This window comes from Tritonibacter mobilis F1926, assembly GCF_000376545.2.
Taxonomy (GTDB): Bacteria; Pseudomonadota; Alphaproteobacteria; order Rhodobacterales; family Rhodobacteraceae; genus Epibacterium; species Epibacterium mobile.
Map to the genome: position 1 here is coordinate 952,566 of NZ_CP015231.1, position 21,509 is coordinate 974,074.

At 58.1% G+C, this 21,509-nt stretch carries 20 protein-coding genes and 1 riboswitch; of the genes, 7 read left to right on the forward strand and 13 right to left on the reverse strand.

What is annotated here, in order from left to right:
- Positions 1-238 precede the first annotated feature (238 nt).
- The 4 genes from K529_RS19940 to K529_RS19955 all read right to left on the reverse strand — a co-directional run bounded on the left by K529_RS19940 (position 239) and on the right by K529_RS19955 (position 4,666).
- Positions 239-535 carry a polysaccharide transporter gene (locus K529_RS19940; protein ID WP_110590735.1) on the reverse strand — a complete coding sequence of 99 codons (297 nt, stop codon included), beginning with the start codon at positions 533-535 and terminating at the stop codon, positions 239-241.
- Between the two features lie 125 nt (positions 536-660).
- Positions 661-2,037, reverse strand: coding sequence for an alanine/glycine:cation symporter family protein (locus K529_RS19945; protein ID WP_005614678.1), 1,377 nt, complete (start codon positions 2,035-2,037; stop codon positions 661-663).
- 303 nt (positions 2,038-2,340) lie between these two features.
- Complete coding sequence (locus tag K529_RS19950; protein ID WP_005614675.1) at positions 2,341-3,861, reverse strand: aldehyde dehydrogenase (NADP(+)); 1,521 nt, start codon at positions 3,859-3,861, stop codon at positions 2,341-2,343.
- A gap of 115 nt (positions 3,862-3,976) precedes the next feature.
- Positions 3,977-4,666, reverse strand: a complete 690-nt coding sequence (locus K529_RS19955) for a GntR family transcriptional regulator (RefSeq protein ID WP_005614673.1) — start codon at positions 4,664-4,666, stop codon at positions 3,977-3,979.
- Positions 4,667-4,822: 156 nt separating this feature from the next.
- On the opposite strand from K529_RS19955, the gene K529_RS19960 reads away from it, so the two are divergent.
- Positions 4,823-5,851 carry an Ldh family oxidoreductase gene (locus K529_RS19960; protein WP_005614672.1) on the forward strand — a complete coding sequence of 343 codons (1,029 nt, stop codon included), beginning with the start codon at positions 4,823-4,825 and terminating at the stop codon, positions 5,849-5,851.
- A gap of 28 nt (positions 5,852-5,879) precedes the next feature.
- Here K529_RS19960 and K529_RS19965 read toward each other — a convergent pair whose 3' ends face one another.
- Positions 5,880-6,503, reverse strand: coding sequence for a hypothetical protein (locus tag K529_RS19965; RefSeq protein WP_005614671.1), 624 nt, complete (start codon positions 6,501-6,503; stop codon positions 5,880-5,882).
- Between the two features lie 266 nt (positions 6,504-6,769).
- Here K529_RS19965 and K529_RS19970 point away from each other — a divergent pair, with 266 nt between their 5' ends.
- The 5 genes from K529_RS19970 (at position 6,770) to K529_RS19990 (ending at position 12,173) form a co-directional block, all read left to right on the forward strand.
- Positions 6,770-8,257 carry an aldehyde dehydrogenase family protein gene (locus K529_RS19970; protein WP_005614670.1) on the forward strand — a complete coding sequence of 496 codons (1,488 nt, stop codon included), beginning with the start codon at positions 6,770-6,772 and terminating at the stop codon, positions 8,255-8,257.
- 88 nt (positions 8,258-8,345) lie between these two features.
- Complete coding sequence (locus tag K529_RS19975) at positions 8,346-9,224, forward strand: NAD(P)-dependent oxidoreductase (RefSeq protein ID WP_005614667.1); 879 nt, start codon at positions 8,346-8,348, stop codon at positions 9,222-9,224.
- A 107-nt stretch (positions 9,225-9,331) separates the two neighbouring features.
- Positions 9,332-10,312 carry a TRAP transporter substrate-binding protein gene (locus K529_RS19980; RefSeq protein ID WP_005614665.1) on the forward strand — a complete coding sequence of 327 codons (981 nt, stop codon included), beginning with the start codon at positions 9,332-9,334 and terminating at the stop codon, positions 10,310-10,312.
- Positions 10,313-10,369: 57 nt separating this feature from the next.
- Positions 10,370-10,897, forward strand: a complete 528-nt coding sequence (locus tag K529_RS19985; protein ID WP_005614664.1) for a TRAP transporter small permease — start codon at positions 10,370-10,372, stop codon at positions 10,895-10,897.
- Positions 10,890-12,173, forward strand: a complete 1,284-nt coding sequence (locus tag K529_RS19990; RefSeq protein ID WP_005614662.1) for a TRAP transporter large permease — start codon at positions 10,890-10,892, stop codon at positions 12,171-12,173. The genes K529_RS19985 and K529_RS19990 overlap by 8 nt, the downstream gene beginning before the upstream one ends.
- Positions 12,174-12,217: 44 nt before the next feature.
- Here K529_RS19990 and K529_RS19995 read toward each other — a convergent pair whose 3' ends face one another.
- The 7 genes from K529_RS19995 to K529_RS20025 all read right to left on the reverse strand — a co-directional run bounded on the left by K529_RS19995 (position 12,218) and on the right by K529_RS20025 (position 19,284).
- Positions 12,218-13,525: a short-chain fatty acid transporter gene (locus tag K529_RS19995; protein ID WP_005614661.1), complete on the reverse strand. Its 1,308-nt coding sequence runs from the start codon at positions 13,523-13,525 to the stop codon at positions 12,218-12,220.
- Positions 13,526-13,676: 151 nt separating this feature from the next.
- Positions 13,677-14,489, reverse strand: coding sequence for a phosphodiesterase (locus tag K529_RS20000; RefSeq protein WP_005614659.1), 813 nt, complete (start codon positions 14,487-14,489; stop codon positions 13,677-13,679).
- Between the two features lie 9 nt (positions 14,490-14,498).
- Positions 14,499-15,521 (reverse strand): ABC transporter ATP-binding protein, encoded by a 1,023-nt coding sequence (locus K529_RS20005; protein ID WP_005614658.1) that lies wholly within the window; start codon positions 15,519-15,521, stop codon positions 14,499-14,501.
- Positions 15,518-16,306, reverse strand: a complete 789-nt coding sequence (locus tag K529_RS20010; protein ID WP_005614656.1) for an ABC transporter permease — start codon at positions 16,304-16,306, stop codon at positions 15,518-15,520. The genes K529_RS20005 and K529_RS20010 overlap by 4 nt, the downstream gene beginning before the upstream one ends.
- 3 nt (positions 16,307-16,309) lie before the next feature.
- A complete protein-coding gene (locus tag K529_RS20015; protein ID WP_005614654.1) occupies positions 16,310-17,113 on the reverse strand; it encodes an ABC transporter permease in 804 nt (267 codons plus the stop codon).
- Positions 17,114-17,171: 58 nt separating this feature from the next.
- The gene (locus tag K529_RS20020; RefSeq protein ID WP_005614652.1) at positions 17,172-18,191 is read right to left on the reverse strand and encodes an ABC transporter substrate-binding protein; all 1,020 of its coding nucleotides are present in this window, start codon (positions 18,189-18,191) and stop codon (positions 17,172-17,174) included.
- Between the two features lie 4 nt (positions 18,192-18,195).
- Positions 18,196-19,284, reverse strand: coding sequence for a LacI family DNA-binding transcriptional regulator (locus K529_RS20025; protein WP_040641721.1), 1,089 nt, complete (start codon positions 19,282-19,284; stop codon positions 18,196-18,198).
- A gap of 173 nt (positions 19,285-19,457) precedes the next feature.
- Positions 19,458-19,589: riboswitch (FMN riboswitch) on the forward strand.
- A gap of 70 nt (positions 19,590-19,659) precedes the next feature.
- On the opposite strand from K529_RS20025, the gene K529_RS20030 reads away from it, so the two are divergent.
- The gene (locus K529_RS20030; protein ID WP_005614649.1) at positions 19,660-20,127 is read left to right on the forward strand and encodes a 6,7-dimethyl-8-ribityllumazine synthase; all 468 of its coding nucleotides are present in this window, start codon (positions 19,660-19,662) and stop codon (positions 20,125-20,127) included.
- A gap of 48 nt (positions 20,128-20,175) precedes the next feature.
- On the opposite strand, the gene K529_RS20035 is transcribed toward K529_RS20030, so the two are convergent.
- On the reverse strand, positions 20,176-21,507 hold the full coding sequence (locus tag K529_RS20035) for a GH1 family beta-glucosidase (RefSeq protein ID WP_005614647.1): 1,332 nt from the start codon (positions 21,505-21,507) through the stop codon (positions 20,176-20,178).
- Positions 21,508-21,509 lie beyond the last annotated feature (2 nt).

A 21,509-nucleotide genomic window follows, 5' to 3' on the forward strand; every position in this document is an offset into this window, starting at 1 on the left:
AACGCCCGAGATGACCAAAGCTGAAGGCCCGCTTCCCCTCAACGAGAGTTGCGCTGGCCCCGCCGCCCGATCACACTGGCGAAAGGCAGATCGAAAGTAACCATGAAAAATATGGAGATTTCAATCGCTGCGTGGTGTTTGGCCCAAATGTGGTGCTCTGCCGCCGATCAATACGAGAAAGCGCTGTGCGAAATAAGGACCTTCTCTGAGGGGGTACGTAGCTCCGCGTCATCCGCGCTTAGCAGGGCTGCGCAATCTGCGCGCTGTACCCGCCCCACACAAAGACCCCCATTGAGACGATCAGAACGAGCGCGGACAATAATGCACAGAGCCGCGCAACGGGTGTGTGCCATCGCGCCCTACCAAGGAAAATCGCGACCACCGCGCAAGTGATCATCAGCGCACGCGCACTCCACTCCCATGAACTTGCAGGCTCCAGTCCCATGTCCAGCAACAGGATCACACCGATTGAGCCACTTGCAAGAGTGAGTACAATGACCGCCCCGAGCACGGCAGAAGGTAGAAATCGTTTCATAAAAAGACCTAGGTAAACATAGTAAACGATACGTCTGGCACCGGCCATTCAGCTGAAATACGCGGAGTGGCGAAAGGTGTCACAGAGGGGCGCATCAAATGACGCGCCCCCCGATAGAGCTTGGTTTATTGTGGTGAGCGGGACGTGCGCTCTTCGCTCTGACCTTTGGTGGCAAAGAACTCCTTGGTCACCGCGAAAACCACAGGGCTGAGCAGGATCAGCGCGATCAGGTTTGGAATTGCCATCATCGCGTTGAGCGTGTCGGCCAAGAGCCAGATGAAGCCAAGATCCGCCGTCGCCCCAAAATAGATCGCAACGATCCACAGGATGCGATAGCCGATCAAAACCTTGGCACCGAGCAGGTAGCCAACGCATTTCTCGCCATAATAGGACCACCCCAAAATGGTGGTGAACGCAAAGATCGAAAGCGCAATCGCGATGAGGTAGCCACCAAAACCGGGCAGCGAGGTCTCAAACGCCAGCGACGTCAGTGCCGCGCCGCTTTCTCCCGAGGTCCAGACACCGGATGCAATGATCGCAAGGCCGGTGATGCTGCAGACGATAATGGTATCGATGAACGTGCCCAACATGGCGATCAGGCCCTGATTGACTGGACCTTTGGTTTCTGCGGCGGCATGTGCGATGGGCGCGGAGCCAAGGCCTGCCTCGTTGGAGAACACGCCGCGTGCCACGCCAAAGCGGATTGCGGCCCAGACAGCAGCCCCAGCAAACCCACCTTCGGCGGCAGAGGGCGTGAAGGCATGCGTAAACACCAGCCCCAGTGCCGAACCCAGTTGATCCGCGTTGATCAAAAGGACGATCAGACCCGCCACAATGTAGCTCACGGCCATGAAGGGAACGAGCGCACCCGCGACAGCACCGATGCGGGTGATCCCACCAAGCACGACTGCCCCTGTAAGAACCATCAGCACAACGCCGGTAATGGACGGGTTGAAGCCAAAGTTGGTTTCCAGCACCTGAGCGACGCCATTGGCCTGCACGCCATTACCGATCCCAAAGGCCGCGATTGAGCCAAACAGAGCAAAGGCCACGCCCAGCCATTTCCAGTTATCGCCAAGGCCGTTTTTGATGTAATACATCGGTCCACCGACGAAATTCCCCTGAGAGTCCTGCTCGCGAAACTTCACGGCGCAAACCGCTTCGGAATATTTTGTTGCCATGCCGACCAGCGCGGTGATCCACATCCAAAACAACGCGCCGGGTCCGCCAAGGAATACGGCGGTTGCGACACCTGCGATGTTCCCGGTGCCGATCGTGGCCGACAGGGCAGTCATCAATGCGTTAAATGGTGTGATCTGGCCTTCGCCATCTTCGGGGCTACGTCCCTTGAACAGCAATGAAAATCCGGTGCCGATCCGCAAAATGGGCATCAGTTTCAGCCCGACCTGCAAAAACAGCCCAACACCGAGAATGAGCACCAGCATCAACGGGCCCCAGACGACCGCGTTGACGGCGCCAACGATAGAATTAAGGGTTTCCATGTCACTCCTCCCACAGAGCTTTAGGTATTTTAGCCCACGCTTGCGCCACTTTGGGCGACGCGCAGACATGCTGCCTTATTGCGATCGCCGCAACGGAAAGTGCGGTGCGTACCATCTGCTCGGTCTGGTCGAACTCCGCCGGAGTCACGAGAGGATCAATGGGATGGCGCTCTAAGGTAGGCTGCCAATACGCCTCAAATTCACAGGAGTCGACACCTGCCGTGCCCCGCTAGCGGGGCGCGTTTATAAAAGCACTCGACCCGGCTGGGAGGCACCGGGTCGAGGAGAGGGTCAGGACTGATTTTATGCGTCGTCGCGCAGATCCGCTGGCAGCAGGGCTTCAGGGATATTCTGGTAGCAAACCGGACGCAGGAAACGGCGGATGGACATGGTTCCCACGGAGGTTGCGCCAAAATTGGTCGATGCAGGGTAGGGGCCGCCATGCACCATCGTGTCCGCAACCTCGACCCCAGTTGGGAAGCCATTTGCAAGAACGCGACCCGCCTTGCGCTCGAGGATTGGCAGGAAGGGGGCGGCCGTTTCGCTGTCGCCATCGTCCAGGTGCATGGTGCAGGTCAGTTGCCCCTCAAGGGAATGAGCAACAGCGCGCATTTCGTACATGTCTGCAACGGTGACAACGAGCCCGAGCGGACCAAAGACCTCGTCCGACAAAGTCTCGTTGCTCAGCCAGTTTTGCGCGTCCGTTGTATATAGAAACGGCGTTGCTATGCGGGCTTGGCTGTCGGTCGCAAGCACCTCGCGCACGCCTTCCACACCGGCCATGCGACGCTGACCATCGCGATAGGCCTGTGCAATCCCATCCGTCAGCATGGTTTGCGCGGGGCTTTCAGCAAGGGCTGCAGCAGCGGTATCAATAAAACGGTCCGCTTCTGGACCTGCACGCAGAACTGCAATGCCGGGGTTTGTGCAGAATTGACCTGCCCCCATGGTCAGTGAACCCGCCCAGCCTTTGGCCAGGTCATCGCCGCGCGCATTAAGCGCTTCATCGAAGATAAACATAGGGTTTACCGATCCCAACTCACCAAAGAAGGGAATGGGTTCCGGGCGTTGCGCACATAGATCAAACAGCGCACGCCCCCCACCGAGTGATCCGGTAAAGCCGACGGCTTTGATCAGCGGGTGCTGGACCAGTGCGGCACCGACTTGACGGTTTCCACCTTGGATCAGGCTAAAGACACCAGCGGGCATCTTGCAGCGTTCAACGGCGGCAAGGATGGCCTCTGCGATGATTTCGCCTGTGCCGGGGTGTGCGCTATGGCCTTTGACGACAACCGGGCAGCCTGCCGCAAGCGCGGCTGCGGTGTCACCGCCCGCTGTGGAGAATGCGAGAGGGAAGTTGGATGCACCAAACACGGCAACCGGACCGATGGGGCGTTGCACCATGCGCAGATCCGGGCGCGGAAGCGGAGCCCGGTCAGGCAGGGCCTTGTCATGGCGCCGGTCGAGGTAGTCTCCTTGCAGGATGTGTTCGGCAAAGAGCCTCAGTTGACCAGTTGTGCGGCCGCGTTCGCCTTGCAGGCGGGCCTCGGGGAGGCCTGTTTCTTGCGAACCAATCGCGGTGATATCATCAGCGCGCGCCTCGATCTCATCCGCGATCGCATTTAGAAACGCTGCACGCTCCGCGCGAGAGGTGGCGGAATAGGCCGCAAAGGCGGCTTCGGCAGCTTCTACCGCTGCGTTGACGTCTGCGACCCGACCCACAGAGAAGTCGTAGCTTTCACCGCTTGCGGGGCTGGAGGGGAAGTGGTCGCTACCGGCGACCCATTGACCGGCGATCAGGTGTTTTCCGTGAGGGTGGAACATGGTCTGGCCTTTGTCTAAATGGAGGTGAATTTAGTCAGGATAATGTATACAAAAATCAAGCGATGCAACCAGTTTTCCCGCAAGCGGGTGATTGCAACAGGTGTGTTCTTGCGGCTTAGGCGGCGGGATCACCTGCAGCGGACCGGTTCTCTGCGACCAGCCGAAGCAATTCGTCCTTGGTTCGGGTAATGTGTTCGCGCAGCGTTGTGCACGCTCCTTCGATATCGCGCGCCTCGGCGAAGCGCAGCAAATCCCGGTGCTCTTTCTTGGCAGGCTCTCGCTGCTCCATCACACTGAGGTGCATCCGAACGAACCGATCCGAATGCAGGCTGATCCCTTGCAGCACGTCATTCGTCAGCCTGCGATCCGCTGCCGCATAGAGCGCGGAATGGTACTGGTGGTTCAGTGTGCCCCATTTTCCGACGTCATTGGCATCGTAAGAGGCTTCCATCTCTTCAAGGATCTGATTGCATAACGAGAAATCAGTCGACGTCATGGCCGGGATCGCACGGCGAAACAAATCGACCTCAATCAAAATCCGCAGGTCAAAAATCTCGGCAATCTCGGGCAGGGAATGTTTCGTAACCGAAGCGCCGCGATTGTTCGTGAATTGCACCAGCCCTTCCGCATCAAGGCGTTTTAGCGCCTCACGGATTGGCATGCGCGACACGTCATATTCGTCCGCGAGTGTCTCTTGGCGAATAACTTCGCCTTCTGCCAATTCGCCGCTGAGGATACGCTCGCGCAAATCGTTCGCAATCACATCCGGGAGGGTATTGCGGGAAACCGCACGCTTACCTGCCATGAGAGTTCAATTCGCCTTATTATCGGTATTTTGGATACGTTACGTAAATTTCCTATTCTTTCAAGACGAAAACCGTGACCGTGCTTGGTGAAGGGGCTGGTCGTGATCACTCGCATGTTGTATCCGATATCCACAATTTCAGGGCGAGGGGCAGAGATGAGCCAGACCGAAGAAGCAAAGACTGAGTTGCCATTGGATGAGGTGCGTGCGCTCGCAGCGCGGGTGTTGGAGCATTGCGGTTACGCATCTGCCCATGCGGATGCCATTTCTGACATGCTCTATCGGTGTCAGCTGGATGATTGTCAGTCCCATGGGTTGTTCCGACTGTTCATGTGCGCAACAACGATGAAGGATGGCAAAATCGATGGCGCCGCCACGCCTGTTATAGACTCTTCCGACACCGCAATCCTCCGCGCCGACGCTCGCGATGCGATGTCGTTGTTGGCCGTGCGGGACGCGATGCCTGAGCTGATTTCGAAAGCCCGACGCTTTGGTATGGCCGCTCTTGCGGTCAATAATTGCTTTCACTTCTCAGCGCTTTGGCCTGAAGTCGAAGAACTTTCTGCCGCAGGGCTCGCCGGGCTATCAATGGTTCCGAGCCACTCATGGGTTGCGCCCGCAGGGGGAACAAAAGGAACGCTGGGAACCAATCCGATTGCGTTTAGTTGGCCACGTCGCGGCAAAGATCCCTTTACCTTTGATTTTGCCACCAGCGGTTTTGCGCGAGGCGAAATCGAGCTTTATAAACGCGCTGGAAAACCGCTCCCAGAAGGCGTGGCGATTGATCGCAATGGCCAGCCAACTTGCGATCCTGAGGCTGCTTTGGACGGCGCGATGCTCACCTTCGGAGGCCATAAAGGATCAGCGCTATCGATTATGATTGAGCTGATGGCAGGCCCGCTGATTGATGATCTCATCAGTTTGGAAAGCGAAGCCGCCGCCGGGCGTCCGGGCTGTGCACCCTACCATGGGCAAATCATCCTTGCCTTTGACCCTGAAAAATTCTCTGGCGGACGCGTGGCGGCCAATGACGAAAGGGCGGAGCGCCTGTTTGCCGATATTATCGGTCAGGGGGCACGCTTGCCTTCGCAACGTCGCTTTGCCGCGCGCGCCCGCAATCTTGAGCGCGGATACGTCGAGATCCCGACTGCATTGCACCGAGACCTATTGGCGCTCATGGATTAAGTTGAGAGTATCGCGGTTCGGTCATGTACTACGACGCGCGCGTCAACAAGCTGTCTGCAAGGGAGACCACCAGCTCTGCCGCGCAGGCCTCTGCTTCGGGGCGGGATTTTTTGGCGCGCAACAGCTTGGCAAACCGCGATCCTTTCTCCATCGCGCGATCATTCAGTATCAAGAGCGCCATTTCTTGCAGACGGTGCAACACGGCAGCTGTTTCATCCGCAGTGAATTGTGCTGCATACGCCGCAGGCAGATCAGCGTGCTTCAGCAAGGTCTTGAGCGTGATCCCGTGTTTGGAGGTTTCGGCCTGATCAAGCACCGCCTCTACAACGCCAGCCATTTCCGTCAGGAAGGTCTTACATGCGATACGCGCAGCTTTTTCACTATAACCGATCTGGCGCAGTAGATGGATTTCATCGCCTGACGGGGCATAGGTCACTGTCAGGCCATCCAACTCCACCTCAGCCATCTGCGGCTCACCATAAATACGCCGCAGGTCGCAACCTTCGCAAAAGAGCACAAGCTGCAGCAAGTCGGCCGGTGACACGTCACAGGAAATGCGGCTGATACCGCTTGCGCCTTCAGCTTTGTGGGTCAGGGAAATCCGACCGCTGCCATCTTCGCGGGGGCTGATAATGAGGATCTTTGAAGCCATGCCGGGGAGTTACGTCTTAGCAGAGTGTGACGCAAGCGGCGCGCGAATACAGGATCGTTACACTTCGGCACAGTTTTGCCTGTGGCGATTTAATGGCGCCTTTTGCGTTCTGATTTTCAGAGGGGTGTTCACAAATTGGCAACGCGGGCGACTGGCTTTCTCGACAAGGCTGGGTGTAGATGAAGCAATGAATTTTATGCGCACTCACCGGGTTATGGGCAGGTTCCGACCGTTCGGCTGAGGCCTGATAAAATGAAGGAAAGAACATGAAAGACTGGCAAGCGGCGGCCTCTGCGCTTTATGACGGCGGATTTCGCCCAATGTTTATCAATGGGCAATGGTGCGAGTCGCAATCTGGCGAGGTGATGGACGCACGCAACCCCGCCACTGGCGCACTGCTTGCCACCGTGCCCAAAGGTGGTGCGGTCGATGTCGATGCGGCTGTTGCATCTGCCCGCAAGGCCTTTGACGGGCCGTGGTCGAAATGGACTCCTTTTGAGCGTCAAGCGCTGCTTCTTCGGATTGCAGAACGCTTTGAGGCCGAGTGGGAAAACCTTTGCCTCTCCGACACGCTTGATATGGGCATGCCAATTCAGCGCACGTTGGCCAATAGCCGCCGGGTTCTGGGTATGCTGCGGTTTTATGCGGGGCAGGCTGTCACCATTCATGGGCACACCATCCCCAATTCGTTCCCGGGTGAAATCCACTCCTCGACCGTACGTGAGCCGGTCGGTGTCGTTGGGGCCATTATCCCCTGGAACGCGCCGATCGCGGGATCTGTGTGGAAAATCGCACCTGCTATCGCGACCGGTTGTACCGTTGTTCTGAAACCCTCCGAGGAAGCGTCTTTGACGGTTCTGATGATCGCGCGGATCATGCAAGAAGCGGGCCTGCCCGATGGAGTTTTGAATATTGTCACAGGTCTCGGTTCCGAGGCCGGCGCTGCCTTGGCCGAGCATCCCGGTGTCGACAAGATCGTCTTTACAGGCTCAACCGCGACGGGCCAGTCCATTGCGCGTGCCGCGACCGGCAACCTCAAGCGCGTCTCGCTCGAACTGGGCGGCAAATCTCCGGTGATTGTGTGCCGTGACGCCGATATCGAGAAGGCCGTGCCGGTGGCTGCCATGGCGGTTTTTGCAAACTCCGGTCAGATCTGCATCGCGGGGTCGCGCCTGTTTGTTGCGCGTGAAATTCATGATGAGTTTGTGCGCCGGGTTGCCGAATTCGCCGCCAACCTGCGCATTGGTCACGGTATCGATGAGAGCACGGATATCGGCCCGATCATCTCCGCGCGTCAGGCCGAACGCATTGCAGGATATCTCGCCATCGGCCCCAATGAGGGCGCTGAGGTTATGACAGGCGGCACACGTGTTGAGGGCGCAGATTTTGAAGGAGGACACTTCTTCCACCCGACGGTCTTCGGCGGTGTCACCGACGAGATGACCATCGCACGCGAAGAGATCTTTGGTCCGGTGATTTCCGCATTGCCCTTCGACAGCCTTGATGAAGTGGTCGAACGGGCCAACGCCACCCCCTATGGTTTGGCTGCGGGCGTCTTCTCCACGCACCTTGGAACCGCGCACAAGCTGGCGCACCGTCTCAAAGCAGGCTCCGTCTGGGTGAATATGTACCACGCGATCGACCCGGCTGTGCCCTTTGGGGGCGTCAAAATGTCAGGCTATGGGCGTGAGGGCGGCACGGAACACATGGAGGAATATCTCGATACCAAGGCGATCTGGATCAACACAGACTAATCGCCAAACGCATCTGGGAGGATCGCTCCGGGCCGCTGGTCCGGAGCTGGGCCGTGCCTGCGCGGTCATGAGAATGAGGAGAGACAACATGCATGTTGGTATCATTGGCGTCGGGCTCATGGGCCACGGCATCGCCCGTAATGTTCTGTCGCGCGGGGGTTTCGCGCTGAGTTTTCTGGATCATCCCGGCAACCAGCCAGTGGATGAGATCACCGGCATGGGGGCGACGGCCTGCGCCACGCCAGCAGAAATTGCCGCTGTCTCTGACGTGGTGATCCTCTGTGTGACGGGCTCACCTCAGGTGGAGGCAATCGTTGCAGGGGATCAGGGGCTGGCGGCAGCATTGCGGCCCGGCACGGTGATCGTTGACTGTTCAACCGCACTGCCCGAGTCGACCCTGCGTATGGGAGAGGTCGTGCGTGCTGCGGACGGTGATTATATCGACGCGCCCATGACGCGGACCGCAAAACACGCGCATGAGGGCAAGCTGAACCTGCTCGTAGGCGGTACGGCGGAATCGCTGGAACGCGTGCGCCCGGTGCTGGCATCCTTTACCGAAGAAGTGGCGCATGTCGGCCCGCTTAGCCATGGTCACCGTCTGAAACTGCTCCATAACTATGTGTCGGTTGGCTTTATGACGCTCTTGGCCGAAGCTGCCGCGCAGTCCGCAGATGCGGGTGTCGACCCGGCTGTTTTTGTGGACGTTCTGGCCTCCGGCGGTGGAGCAAGTGTCGCCTTGGACCGACTGGCCCCCTTTATCACCGATGGCAACCGCGAAGGGCTGCCGTTCTTTGTATCCAACGCCCAAAAGGACATCGATTACTATCGCGCAATGTCCGAACAAGCAGGCGCGCAACAAACCGTGGCCGACGGGGTCTCTGCTGCATTGGCTGATGCAGTGGCAGATGGTCATGGTCAGGCCTATGTGCCGGAACTCGTTCGCCTGTTTGGACGGGCAAAGACGTAATGCTGCTGAGGAACCTGTCTCAGGGGCATAATCTGTGCTTTCTGGTCGGGTTGCTTCTCGAAAGTTGCATGTATAACAAGACCATGGTTCTAAGGGAGGGATTTTCCATGACCATTTTCACCCGCAGCCTGATGGCTGCAGGCGCTGCCGTTGCCTTTACATTCCCCGCCGCAGCGCAAACCGATATCAAAATCGGCTACGCTTTGGCAGAGGACAGCCACTATGGCGTCGCAGCAAAGAAATTCGAAGAAGTCGTCAAAGCCGAAACCGGTGACGACTTCAGCTTCACCCATTTCCCGTCGTCGGGTCTGGGTGGTGAACGCGAGGTGATCGAAGGCCTGCAGCTGGGCACAGTTGAGGTCACGATTGTGTCTTCGGGAACGCTGGCGAACTTTGTGCCTGAGACTGGCGTTTTCGATATTCCGTTCCTGTTTCGCGACCTGAGCCACGCCCGTTCGGTGCTGGATGGCCCCATCGGTGAGGACATCCTCGCGAAGTTTGACAATGTTGGCCTGCATGCGCTGGCATGGGGCGAGCAGGGCTTTCGCCACATCACCAATAATCGCAATGCCATCAACACGCCTGCGGATGTGCAAGGGCTGAAGCTGCGCACCATGGAAAACCCGGTGCATCTGGCAGCGTTTAACGCGATGGGTGCTGCGCCGACTCCGATGGCATGGCCTGAGGTAATCTCTTCCATGCAGCAGAGTGTGATCGATGGGCAGGAAAACCCGCTCTCGGTGATCGTCTCTGTGAAACTGGATGAAGTTCAGAAATACCTGACCCTTTCGGGCCACGTTTATTCTCCTGCCATGTTGCTGGTCTCCAAACCTTTCTGGGAAGGTTTGAACGACGAGCAGAAAGCAGCCTTTGAAAAAGCGGCCACCGAGGCTGTCGCAGCAATGCGCGGCTATGTGGATAATGTCGAGACCAGCGGTGTCGAGATCCTCAAAGAGCGCGGCATGCAGGTGAACGCATTGACCGCAGAGGAAAAGGCCGAATTTCAGGCTTCGATCCAGTCCGCTTACGAAGGTTACTACAAGACCTACGGCGAAGAGCTGGTCAAATCCATCGTCGCTTCTGAGTGATGATCAAACGTCCGGCGGCGCCCCTAAGCCGCCGGACACCTTGCGGGGGCGCGTTTCTTGAGAAAGCTGGAACACTATTTCGTCACGCTGAACGGCTGGCTTCTGATCGCCATGATGGCGGGCATGACACTGGTGGTCGGGGCCAATATCGCCCTGCGCTATAGCACCGGGCATTCTCTGCCATGGGCGGATGAGACCGCGCGCTACCTGATGATTTGGATGGCTTTTTCCGGCGCGGGCTTGATCCTACGTTCGGGTGGGCATGTGGCGATCACCAATTTACAAGACGCCTTGCCCTCTGCCGGGCAAAAGCTCTTGCGTGGCGCGATAGTGCTCGGGTTGCTGATGTTCTTTGGCTTTATGGTCTATGTCGGCCTGCAATATGCCCAACGGATGCAATATCAGGTGACACCGGCCCTGCGTCTCCCGTTCCTTTATGTTTATGCGGCGATGCCTATCGGTTTTTTGCTGTTGATGGTTCATCTCCTGTTGATTGCGCATCCTTTCATTACCGCGGGCCGCTACAAACGCGCCGATGATCCAGATGATGCGGCCGCCACATTGCCTGGAGGCGCAAATGGCTGAGATCCTTTTTCCGGCGCTTTTTATCTTGCTGGCGCTTGGCCTGCCTGTGGCCTTTGCAATGATGATCGCGGTGTTTGTGGCGCTGACGTTCGGCTCCTCCTATCCACATCTGGTGGTGGTCAAGGAGATGTTTTCCGGCCTCGACAGCTTCCCGCTGCTGGCAGTTCCGTTCTTCATCCTTGCTGCAGAGATCATGACCGGAGGGGCTGTCACCATGGCGCTCTTGCGGCTTGCGCAGTCTCTGGTTGGTCACCTTCGCGGCGGTCTGGGCCATGCAAATGTGGTCAGCTCGGCGATGTTTGCAGGTATTTCCGGTAGCGCCCTTGCCGATGCGGCCGGACCCGGATCAATGATGATCCGGATGATGGAAAAAGGCGGCTATGATCGCCCCTATGCCGGGGCGCTTACCATCGCGAGCGCTGTGGTCGGGCCGATTATTCCGCCCTCAATCACCATGATCATCTACGCCATGCAGGATCAGCAGGTCTCAGTTGGCTCTTTGTTTATGGCCGGTGTTCTGCCGGGCGTTTTGATCACCTTTATGGTGCTCTTGGCCAACGCTTATGTCAGCCGCAAACGTGGCTATGTCAGTGGCGACGCCATGCCGACCCTGCTTGAGATCGGGCGGATCTTTGTGTTTGCACTCCCGGCATTGTCCTTGATCCTGCTGATCGTGGGCGGCATTCGGTTTGGTGTTTTTACCCCCACCGAAGCCTCTGTCATCGCGGTGTTTTACGCCCTCATTGTGGGTATGTTTGTCTACCGCTCGCTCAAACTTCGCGATTTGCCGGGCATTTTGCTGAAGGCAGCGATGACCTCTGGTGCAGTTCTGCTGATCCTTGGTGCCGCGCGGGCCTTTGCTTGGGTGCTGATCATCGAGGGCCTTCCACAGCAACTGGCCGGAACCATCATCAGCTGGGATTTGTCGCCGATTGTCTTCCTGCTGGCGGTGAACCTGCTGCTATTGGCTTTTGGGTTGTTCATGGACCCACTTCCCGGCGTCATGATCCTTGTGCCGATCCTTGCGCCCATTAGCTTTGCGCTGGGGATCGATCCGAACCACTTTGCCATTATTGTGATTGTGAACCTGACACTGGGTCTGACCACGCCACCGGTCGGGAGCCTGATCTTTGTGGTCTCTTCGACGGTCCATCTGAAGCCATCAACATTGATCCGCGAATTGCCACCCTTCTTTTTGGCTCTGGCGGCGGCGCTGTTGCTGATCACCTTTGTGCCGAGCCTGTCGACATGGCTCCCTGCGGTGAGCGGTTTCTAAGAGGCTTCTTTGGAAAGCGCGCCCCGAGAGGCGCGCTTTTTGTTTTAGATAAAGACCAGCCCGGCTGCGATAATGAGGCCGGACAGGAGCAGATGCACCACGCAGAACCCCATGATGTCCTTGGCACGCAGGCCTGCGATCCCAAGGATCGGGAGCGCCCAGAAAGGCTGCACCATATTGGTCCACGCATCACCCCATGCAACCGCCATGGCCGTGCGTGCGATATCCGCACCCAAAGCTTCGGCTGCGGGTAGGATCACAGGGGCCTGCACAGCCCATTGCCCGCCGCCTGAGGGGACGAAGAAATTGACGATCCCGGCGGAAATGAACGACCAGAACGGCAGCGATGTTGCGCTTGCAAGACCGACGAGAGCTTCAGAGATACTTGCCGCCAGTCCCGATTGCACCATGATTGCCATGATCCCGGCATAGAATGGGAACTGGATCACAATGCCCGCTCCGCCTTTTACCGCGTCAGTCAGGGCGTTCAGCAGGTTCCGGGGGCTTCCGTGCAGGATGGTGGCCACCGTCAGGAACAAGAAGTTGATCACATTGAGCGACAGACCATTGCCTGCTGCGAAATACTGAATCAGCCACGCGGCACCCGCCGCACCGATCAACAAAGACAGCACAAAGCTGTTTTCAATGCGGTCTGCCGGTGTCGAGACGCCGCTTTTTTCCGGAGTGCTGTCTTCTAAGAGCGCAGGGTCAATATAGACCGCTTCATCCTCGCGCGGCAGCATCGCCCGGTTGACCAGCGGGATTGCGATAAACAATGCCGCTACGATCACGAGGTTATAGACGGAAAAGATCGTCTGCGAGGTCGGGATGACCCCAGTGATATCGGCAAACGGGTGGCCGTCGGTTGCGATGGACAGTGGGATCGAACCGGCAAGCCCGCCGTGCCATACGATAAACCCGGAATAGGCCGAGGCGACCAGTAGGCGGTAATCCACGCGGATCGTACGGGCCAACTCGCGGGCAAACAACGCACCCACAACAAGCCCAAAGCCCCAGTTGATCCATGATGCGGCAAGCGACACAAAGCTCACCAACAGAATGGCACCCCCGGCACTGTTGGCAAGGCTCGCGAGTGCGGTCAGGCCACGTCGTACCAGCGGGGTGGAGGCCATCATGTAGCCCGTAACCAGCACCAGCAACATTTGCATGGAAAAGGTCAGCAATGACCAAAACCCATCGCCCCAGATCGTCACAACTTCGAGCGGGCCAGTGCCTTGCGTCAAGACGGCGGCAAGGCCCGCGATCAGGGTAAGCACCAGAACAAAAACAAACGGGTCAGGCAGATACCGGTCAATGAGACGCACCATTGGCCGGGATAGGAAGTTCAACATGGAGTTCTCCTCTCCCCAGTTTCAATTGGCCGCTTTGTAGCGGTTCCAACTGGAGGGAAAAGAGGAAAGCTACACTATTGTTGTAAAAGAAATATTCCTGCGCCTGCAGGTGGTTGAGTGTGTGTTTTTATCTGATCCATGGGCGGTCTACCTAACCATAAAACGGCCATGGCCCGGGGTGGTTTCCAACGGGGAGCGTATCGCTCACAAGTCCGCCATCCGCGCCGCGCCAATTGTATATCGTGACGTTGCCTGGTTCTAATACGAGGCTGTTGGTGGTGTCTTCACGCTGGTCCAGATGCACCGCATGGCAAGGTGCAGGCGCAACCTGATGCAGGATGCCGCCAACCAGTGCCGACATGGCACGATGTAGGTGGCCCGATATTATTTGCGCAGGGCCAGAGTGGTTTTGCAGCAGCTCCAGCACCGCCTGCCCATTGCGCAGATTATTGCGATCCATCTCAACCATGCCTGAGCGTATCCATGGGTGATGGGTGGCGACGACAATCGGTTTATCCCCCAGCTCCGACAGGGTGCGCTCAAGAAACAAAAGCCCGTCTTCGCAAACCAGACCGTAGGGTGCGCCTTCAACCAGCGTATCAAGCCCGATCATCGAGAAGGGGCCAAAATCGTGGTGCCATTGGATCGGACCAGAGCCGGGCATCCAGTCTTCATCGGCAAAGGCCGCACGCATCGCCTCGCGCAGGTCGTGATTGCCGGGGATCGCCCGTAACGGCACCTTGAGCGGCGAGAGCAACTGGCGCAGACGGGTGTATTCCTCGGCGCTGCCGTGATCCGTCAGATCTCCGGTCAGAACCACACAGTCAACCGGATCCAGCAGTGGCAGCCGTGCGTTTATGGTCTCGACCGCACTGACAAGCGCGGCGGCGGTATCCGAACGGCCATATGCGAGGCTGCCCTCAGAGACGATATGCGTGTCGGTGAGTTGAATGAATGAAGTCATGTTTAAGCTTTACGAATGAGGAAGGCAGATCAGCGCATCGGGCGCGATGGACAGGCGTAAGTTATCGCCAATAGCAGGAGCAGAGGCGCCATGATGCAGTGCAAACATGCGCTGCCCCGTGAGGCCGGTGAGGCCCAGCCGGTAGTGCGTGCCGAGGAAGGTGACGGTCTCCACCTTCGCCTCTAACGGTCCCGTCGGGTCAGCACGTAAGTCTTCTGCGCGCACATAAACCGAGCCGCCGCCTGCATGATCCGGGAGCGGCAGTTCCCCACCTTCCAGACACAGGGTTTGCTGTCTGATTTCACCAGAAAGTGGCATCGCGTGCCCTACGAATTCCGCGACAAAGGCGGATTGAGGGTTGCGATAAAGCTCCTCTGGTGTGCCGATCTGGCGGATTTTTCCGCCTTCCATCACCGCAACGCGATCAGCGATGGCAAGGGCCTCGTCCTGATCGTGCGTGACAAAAATCACCGTGGTGCCAAACTGGCGCAGCAAGGCAGCCAACTCGTCGCGCAACTCCAGCCGCAAGGCCGCATCAAGCGCGGACAGAGGTTCGTCCAGCAGCATCAGACGTGGGCGCGGTGCAAAGGCGCGGGCAAGGGCGACCCGCTGTCGCTGTCCGCCGGACAGGGCGGTGATCGCGCGGTTTGCGTATGGCTCCAGACGACATAGGGCGATCACCTCGTCCACACGGCTCTGGATCTCGGCGCGCGGCAGACGCTGCATCTTTAGCCCGTAGCCAATATTGTCGCGCACGGACATATTGGGAAACAGCGCATAGGATTGAAACACCATGCCGACGTTGCGCTTTTCAACGGGGAGGCGGGTGACATCCTCGTCGCCAAACCGGATGTTCGCGCCATTATCCGGCACTTCAAGCCCGGCAATCAGCCGCAACAGGGTGGTCTTGCCGCAGCCCGAGGGGCCAAGGAGCGAAATGATCTCGCCGGGATTGATCTCCAGATCGGTTGGGTTCAGGGCGCGGGTGCCATCACCATAGGTTTTGGCAACAGACGAAAGAGACAGGGTCATGACAGTATCCTTTGGGCACGGGCGGAGGCCCATTGCATGGCCATTAGAAGCGGGACGATCATCACAAAGAAAACCAGCGTATAGGCAGAAGCGATCTCCAGCCGCATGGAGGCGTAAGAATCCGCAAGCCCGACCGGCAGGGTTTTCAGCAGTGGCGTGTGCAGCATCCATGTAAGATTGAATTCACCAATGGAGAGCGTCACCACCGTAAGGCTCCCGGCGAGGATGCCGGGCAGGGCATTGGGGACGACGATATCGACAAACCGACGCGCAGGCCCTGCACCAAGTGAGGCGGCACCTTCTTCGAGCGTTTTCAGGTCGATGGCCGCAAGCACCGCCTGCACCGCCCGTACCATGAAGGGCAGTGTGTAGAGCACATGCCCCACGAGAATGAAACTCCAGTGAGCGCGAAACCCCTGCTGGGAGCCATAAAGCTGCAACAACGCCAGCGCCAGCGCGAGGCCCGGAATGGCCAGCGGCAGGGAGATGAACTCCTCAAGAACCCGCGACAGACGGCCGGGGTTGCGGGCCAGCGCATAGGCTGCAGGCACGCCCAGAATGAGCGTCACCGCAAGACAGGTAATCGCCAGCCAGATGGAGAGGAAAATACTGTCAGCATAAAGCGTCCAGACCTCAACCACCCATTTGAGGGTCAATCCGGAAGAGATGCCGCGGAAATAGTTGGCGGTGATACCTGCCAACACGGATTGCAAGGTTGGCACCAGCAAAAAGGCACAGGCCAGCAGTGTGACCAGCATTGATAACAGTTTTGGAAGTCTCATCATCTTTTATCCTCCCGCCGCGACTGTGCCGCCAGAGAGGCTGCGTGCAATCAGCAGAACGCCCCATGTGACGACGCCCAATGCGATAGAGAGCGCCGAGGCCATGGCGAAATTGGCCGAGAGCGTGAACTCCGTGTAGATCACCATCGGCAGCACATCGATGTCGGTGGCCAAGGTGAATGCCGTGCCAAACGCGCCCATGGCGGTGGCAAATGCGATTGCCCCTGCCGCAACCATTGCTGGACGCAGGGCCGGGAGCAGCACGTCCCACAGCACCCTATATGCAGGTGCGCCAAGACTGCGCGCTGCTTCTTCCAGCGCCGGGTCGATCTTTTCCGCTGCGGCCATCACCGTAAGCAACACCCGTGGGATGGAGAAATAGAGATAGCCCAGAAACAACCCAAAGGTGGAATAGGCAAAAACAACATGGCCGGGGGTGATCTGGTTCACCAACCCCTGACGCCCGCCTAGGAGAATGATCATAAAACCAACCACGACACCGGGAAACGCGAGGGGCAGTGTCAGGATCGACAACAGGGCACTGCGTCCCCAGAACCGATTGCGGGTCAGAAAAAGCCCCGCAGTGGTGGAGACTGCCAAGGCGGCGACAGTCACAGCACCCGAGACCAGAAGGGTCTGCAGAAGGGCAGCCAGATAACGCGGGGTTTGCAACATACGGATATAGACGCTCCAGCCGTCCGCGCCCTCAGAGGACGACAGCACGAGGCGCACCAAAGGCAACGCCAGAAACGCGAGCGAGAATATAAGCAGTGGGAGAAGGCATAAGACGCCAAAGGAACGGGCCGTCACGGGGGTCTCTTTCAATAGATCCGAGAGCGCGCAAGGTCGCGCGCTCCCGGAAATGGAGTTATTTCACTTCGTTCAGGTAGCGTTCGCCAAAACCGGCCTGCGCTTTTTCCATTTCGGCATAGTCCACAGCCTGCGCGCGCTCATAGTCGCTTGGGGGCAGGAACTTCTCGGCCACCTCGGCAGGCAGTTCCACCGGACGGGAGGGCTGCAGATAGGCATTGGTCCAGATCGCCTGACCCTTGTCGGACAGGATGAAGTCCAGAACTTTCTTGCCGGTTTCGCTGTGCGGAGCATTCCCTACAAGGCTCATGACGTAAGGGACGCGCACCGACCCTTCGCAGGGCAGGACGAATTCAAAATTGCCGTCCTCTTCATATTTTGCGCGATACGCGTTGAAGTCGTAGTCAAAGAGGATCGGGATTTCGCCCGAAACCACGCGCGCAAAGGAGGTCTGCTTGGGCACAATCGGTGAGTTCTCCGCCAATTCAGAGAAGTATTGGATCGCCGGGTCAAAGTTCTGAAGATCGCCGCCAAAAGCAAGGTTTGCAGCCACCGCACCCGCATAGCCGACAAACGCCGAGGACGGGTCGAGATAGCCCACCATACCCTGATATTCGGGCTTTTTCAGGTCGGCAAAACACTGCGGCACGGGCGCTCCGCCAAGGGCATCGACATTCACAAAGAACCCGATGGTGCCGTAATGAACCGCGAACCACTTGCCTTCTGGATCTTTCAGCCCTTCGGGGATTTCGTCAAAACCCGCAGGCTTATAGGCCTCAACCAGCCCTTCTTTGCCCGCCTTGATGCCGGTGGTGACGCCATAATAGGCAACATCCGCGACCGGGTTTTCCTTTTCAGCCACCAGTTGCGCAAAGGTCTGACCGGAGTTTTTATTGTCATGCGGGAGGCTGACGCCGATTTCAGTCTCGATGGCTTCCAGCATAGAGGCCCAGTCCGCCCACTGCGGCGGGCAGTTGTAGCAGATGGCATCTTCGGCCTGCGCAGAAGTTGCAAATGTGGTTGTAAGCGGCGCTGCAAGAGCGGTTGCAGCCAGACCCGCAAGAGCGATATGTTTCATGGGTTCATCCTTGTTTGACGTTGGACGTGAACGGGGGAACAGACGGCGACTGGGCAGCACCCCGGTCGTCGTCAGGGCTTTTCGTGCGGGGCGTGGACAAGGTTGCCCCAACACGGAAAGTAAAGGGCAGGGGCGTGAGCTTAGCCATTTCGCCTCCCTGCAATCCAACCAAAAGCGTTTGCGCAGCCTGACGGCCCATCGCCTCTGGCGTGGTTTCAATGGTCGCAAGCGGACGATCTAAAAGCCGCCCCACCTCAATGCCGTCAAACCCCACCACCGACAGATCCTGCGGCACGTGCCAGCCCATGAGGTTCGCGGCCTTTTGCACCGCGATGGCGAGAAAATCATTCGACGCAAAGATCGCAGTCAGTTCGGGGTGCTCGCACAGACGTTGCGCAAGGATGCTTGGGGTATTGGCCTCGGTTTCAGTAATTTCAATGAGTTCTGGTGCAGGCAGGTTCTGCGCCGCGCATTCTGCGCGAAACCCGTCAAAACGATTGCGCGAGCGATCCGAGGTTGCAAATCGAAGCGCCAAAAACCCTGTGCGGCGGTGGCCATATCGTGCAAATCGACGTGCAACCTCCGCGGCGGCCTCGGCGTTGGACACATGCGCGCTTGGCCAGCCGGGCAGGGGGTCGTGAAACATCAGACATGTCGGGATATTTCGGCTCTGCGCCATGTCCAGCGCTAGGCTGTCTTGCGGGTCCACCATGGTCACCAGCAACCCGTCGACATCTTTGGCCAATAGCGTAGAGAGGATCTCGTTGTCGGTTTCACCGTCATAATTGGAGCTGGCCACCAGCAGTTGATAGCCCTCTTTACGCAGTTCTTCCTGAGCGCCTTGTACCGCTTCGGCAAAAACCGGATTGGCAAGCGACGGGATCAGGCACCCCACCGTCATACTCTTGCGGCTTTGCAACGCGCGGCCGGTAGCCGAAAACGCAAATCCAAGATCGCGCGCGGCTTGCTCGACCCGTTCGCGAGTCTCTGAGCTGGCCGAGCCAGATTTATTCAAAACACGGCTCGCTGTGGCGACACCGCAGCCTGCCGCACGGGCGACATCCTTGATGGTGATGCGGGTTTTATTAGCCATGCAAAAAAGTCTCGATTCGTGGTTTGGAAACGTTTCCATTTGCTGTTTAGGGTGTTTTTAGCACAGTTTTGTGACGTTCTGCGCAAAAAAGTGACAAAGCAAAGCGGCGCTTTGCACAAGTCGCCGCTTAAGCGTGGCTCCATTGACAAATGCACGACCAGCCCCTAGCTCAACTTCATTCTCAGGGCGGGGTGAAATTCCCCACCGGCGGTTACAGCCCGCGAGCGCCATCCCGATGGGGTGGGTCAGCAGATCCGGTGGAATTCCGGGGCCGACGGTCATAGTCCGGATGGGAGAGAATGTACTGCGCGTACCGATGGGTGCGGGTGGTCTTTTGCGCTCTGGGATTCTGTCATGTTGAAAGGATCAAGAGCTATGACAAAATCCCCAAAATTCGCCTTCATCAAGGCACAATGGCATGCCGACATCGTGGATCAGGCGCTGATTGGTTTTCAGCAACGGCTGGCCGAACTTGGTCTTGACGCGACCGTGGATGTCTTCGACGTCCCCGGTGCGTTTGAGATGCCATTGCTGGCTCAAAAACTCGCGGCCACCGGCGATTACGACGCTGTTGCAGCGGCAGCTTTGGTGGTCGACGGCGGTCTTTACCGTCATGATTTTGTGGCCCAGGCCGTTGTTTCCGGTTTGATGGATGCAGGGCTCAAAACGGGTGTTCCGGTCCTATCCGTATCGCTCACCCCACATCACTTCCAACCCAGCGAAGAGCATCACGCCTTCTTCCTTGATCACTTCGTGAAAAAAGGGCGCGAGGCAGCAGACGCTGCTGCGCGTGTCACCGATCTGTATCGCGAGCTTGTTCCTGCGGTGACCGCTGCGGCGTAATTTGGCGGCGCCGCGCGTTCTGCGCGGCGCGCACATTTAATGAAGCCGTCAGTTGGCCAGTGCGCGCTTGAGCGCATCATAAGAGGCCTTTGGCGTGCGCGTCAGCGTGTCGAAATCGACATGCACCAAGCCAAAGCGTTTCTCATACCCCAACGCCCATTCGTAGTTGTCGAGGAGTGACCACAGGAAATATCCCTCAACCGGTACGCCCTCCGAAAGGGCCCGGCGGACACGCGCCAAATGCGCCTCCACATAGGCAATACGCGCTACGTCATGGACGGCACCACCCCGCAATACATCCGGGTTGGCCATGCCATTTTCGGTCACAATCAGGGGAAGGTCGCCGGTGTATTCCTGCGCGGTGCGCGTCAAAAAGTGATAGAGCCCGTCTGGGTAAATTTCCCAACCCATCTGAGTTTTCGGGAACGGCCCATCCAATTCGGCGTAATGCGGCCACGGGCCTGCATCCGATCCGATCACCTTGCGTGTGTAATAGTTCAGCCCGCACCAATCGACCGGTTGGGTAATGGTTTCAAAGTCATCCTGCCAACCTGTGGGGAGGTGGGGTTCCAGCCCCTTCAAAGCGGCCTGCGGATATGCGCCCTTGAACGCACCGCCGAGGAAAAAACGATTGTAGATCGCATCATAGGTCTCAGCTGCAGCAAGGGCTTCTGGGCTCTGATCCACAGGTTCTGCCCATTCAAAATTGAACACCGCGCCAAGATTGGACATGCCGAGGCCGCGCATCACCTCGATGGCGCGGCCGTGAGCGAGCAGCACATGATGCATGGCACGCGCAGTTGCGCGAATGTCACGAAGACCGGGTGCATGGTGGCCGAGGAAATGCGACAACCACCCCACACACCACGGTTCATTGATCGGCGCGACAGAATGCATCCGGTCGCCGATCCGGGACATGATTACATGTGTGAACTCGGCGAACCAATTGCCGATTTCCCGGTTGCGCCAGCCCCCAAGATCGGCAAGCGGCTGGGGGAGCTCCCAGTGGTAAAGAGTTGCGCAGGGTTTAAGGCCCCGTTCCAGCATCGCGTCCGTCAACCGGTCGTAAAAATCGAGCCCTTCGGCGTTGGGGCTGCCGATACCGTCGGGCAGAACGCGCGCCCAACTGGTTGAGAACCGATAGCAGTCAAACCCTGCGGCCGCCGCGAGGTCCAGATCCTCGTCAAAACGGTGGTAGTGATCGCAGGCCAGCGCGCCGTTTTCGGCCCGCACCACATTGCCGGGCGTCGCTGCGAAACTGTCCCAATGCGTAAGCCCGGCACCGCCAAATTGATGTCCTTCGATCTGATAGGACGATGTCGCACAGCCAAACAAAAAGCCGTCGGGGAAATCACTGCGGGTGAAGTTAAAGTCGTACATGT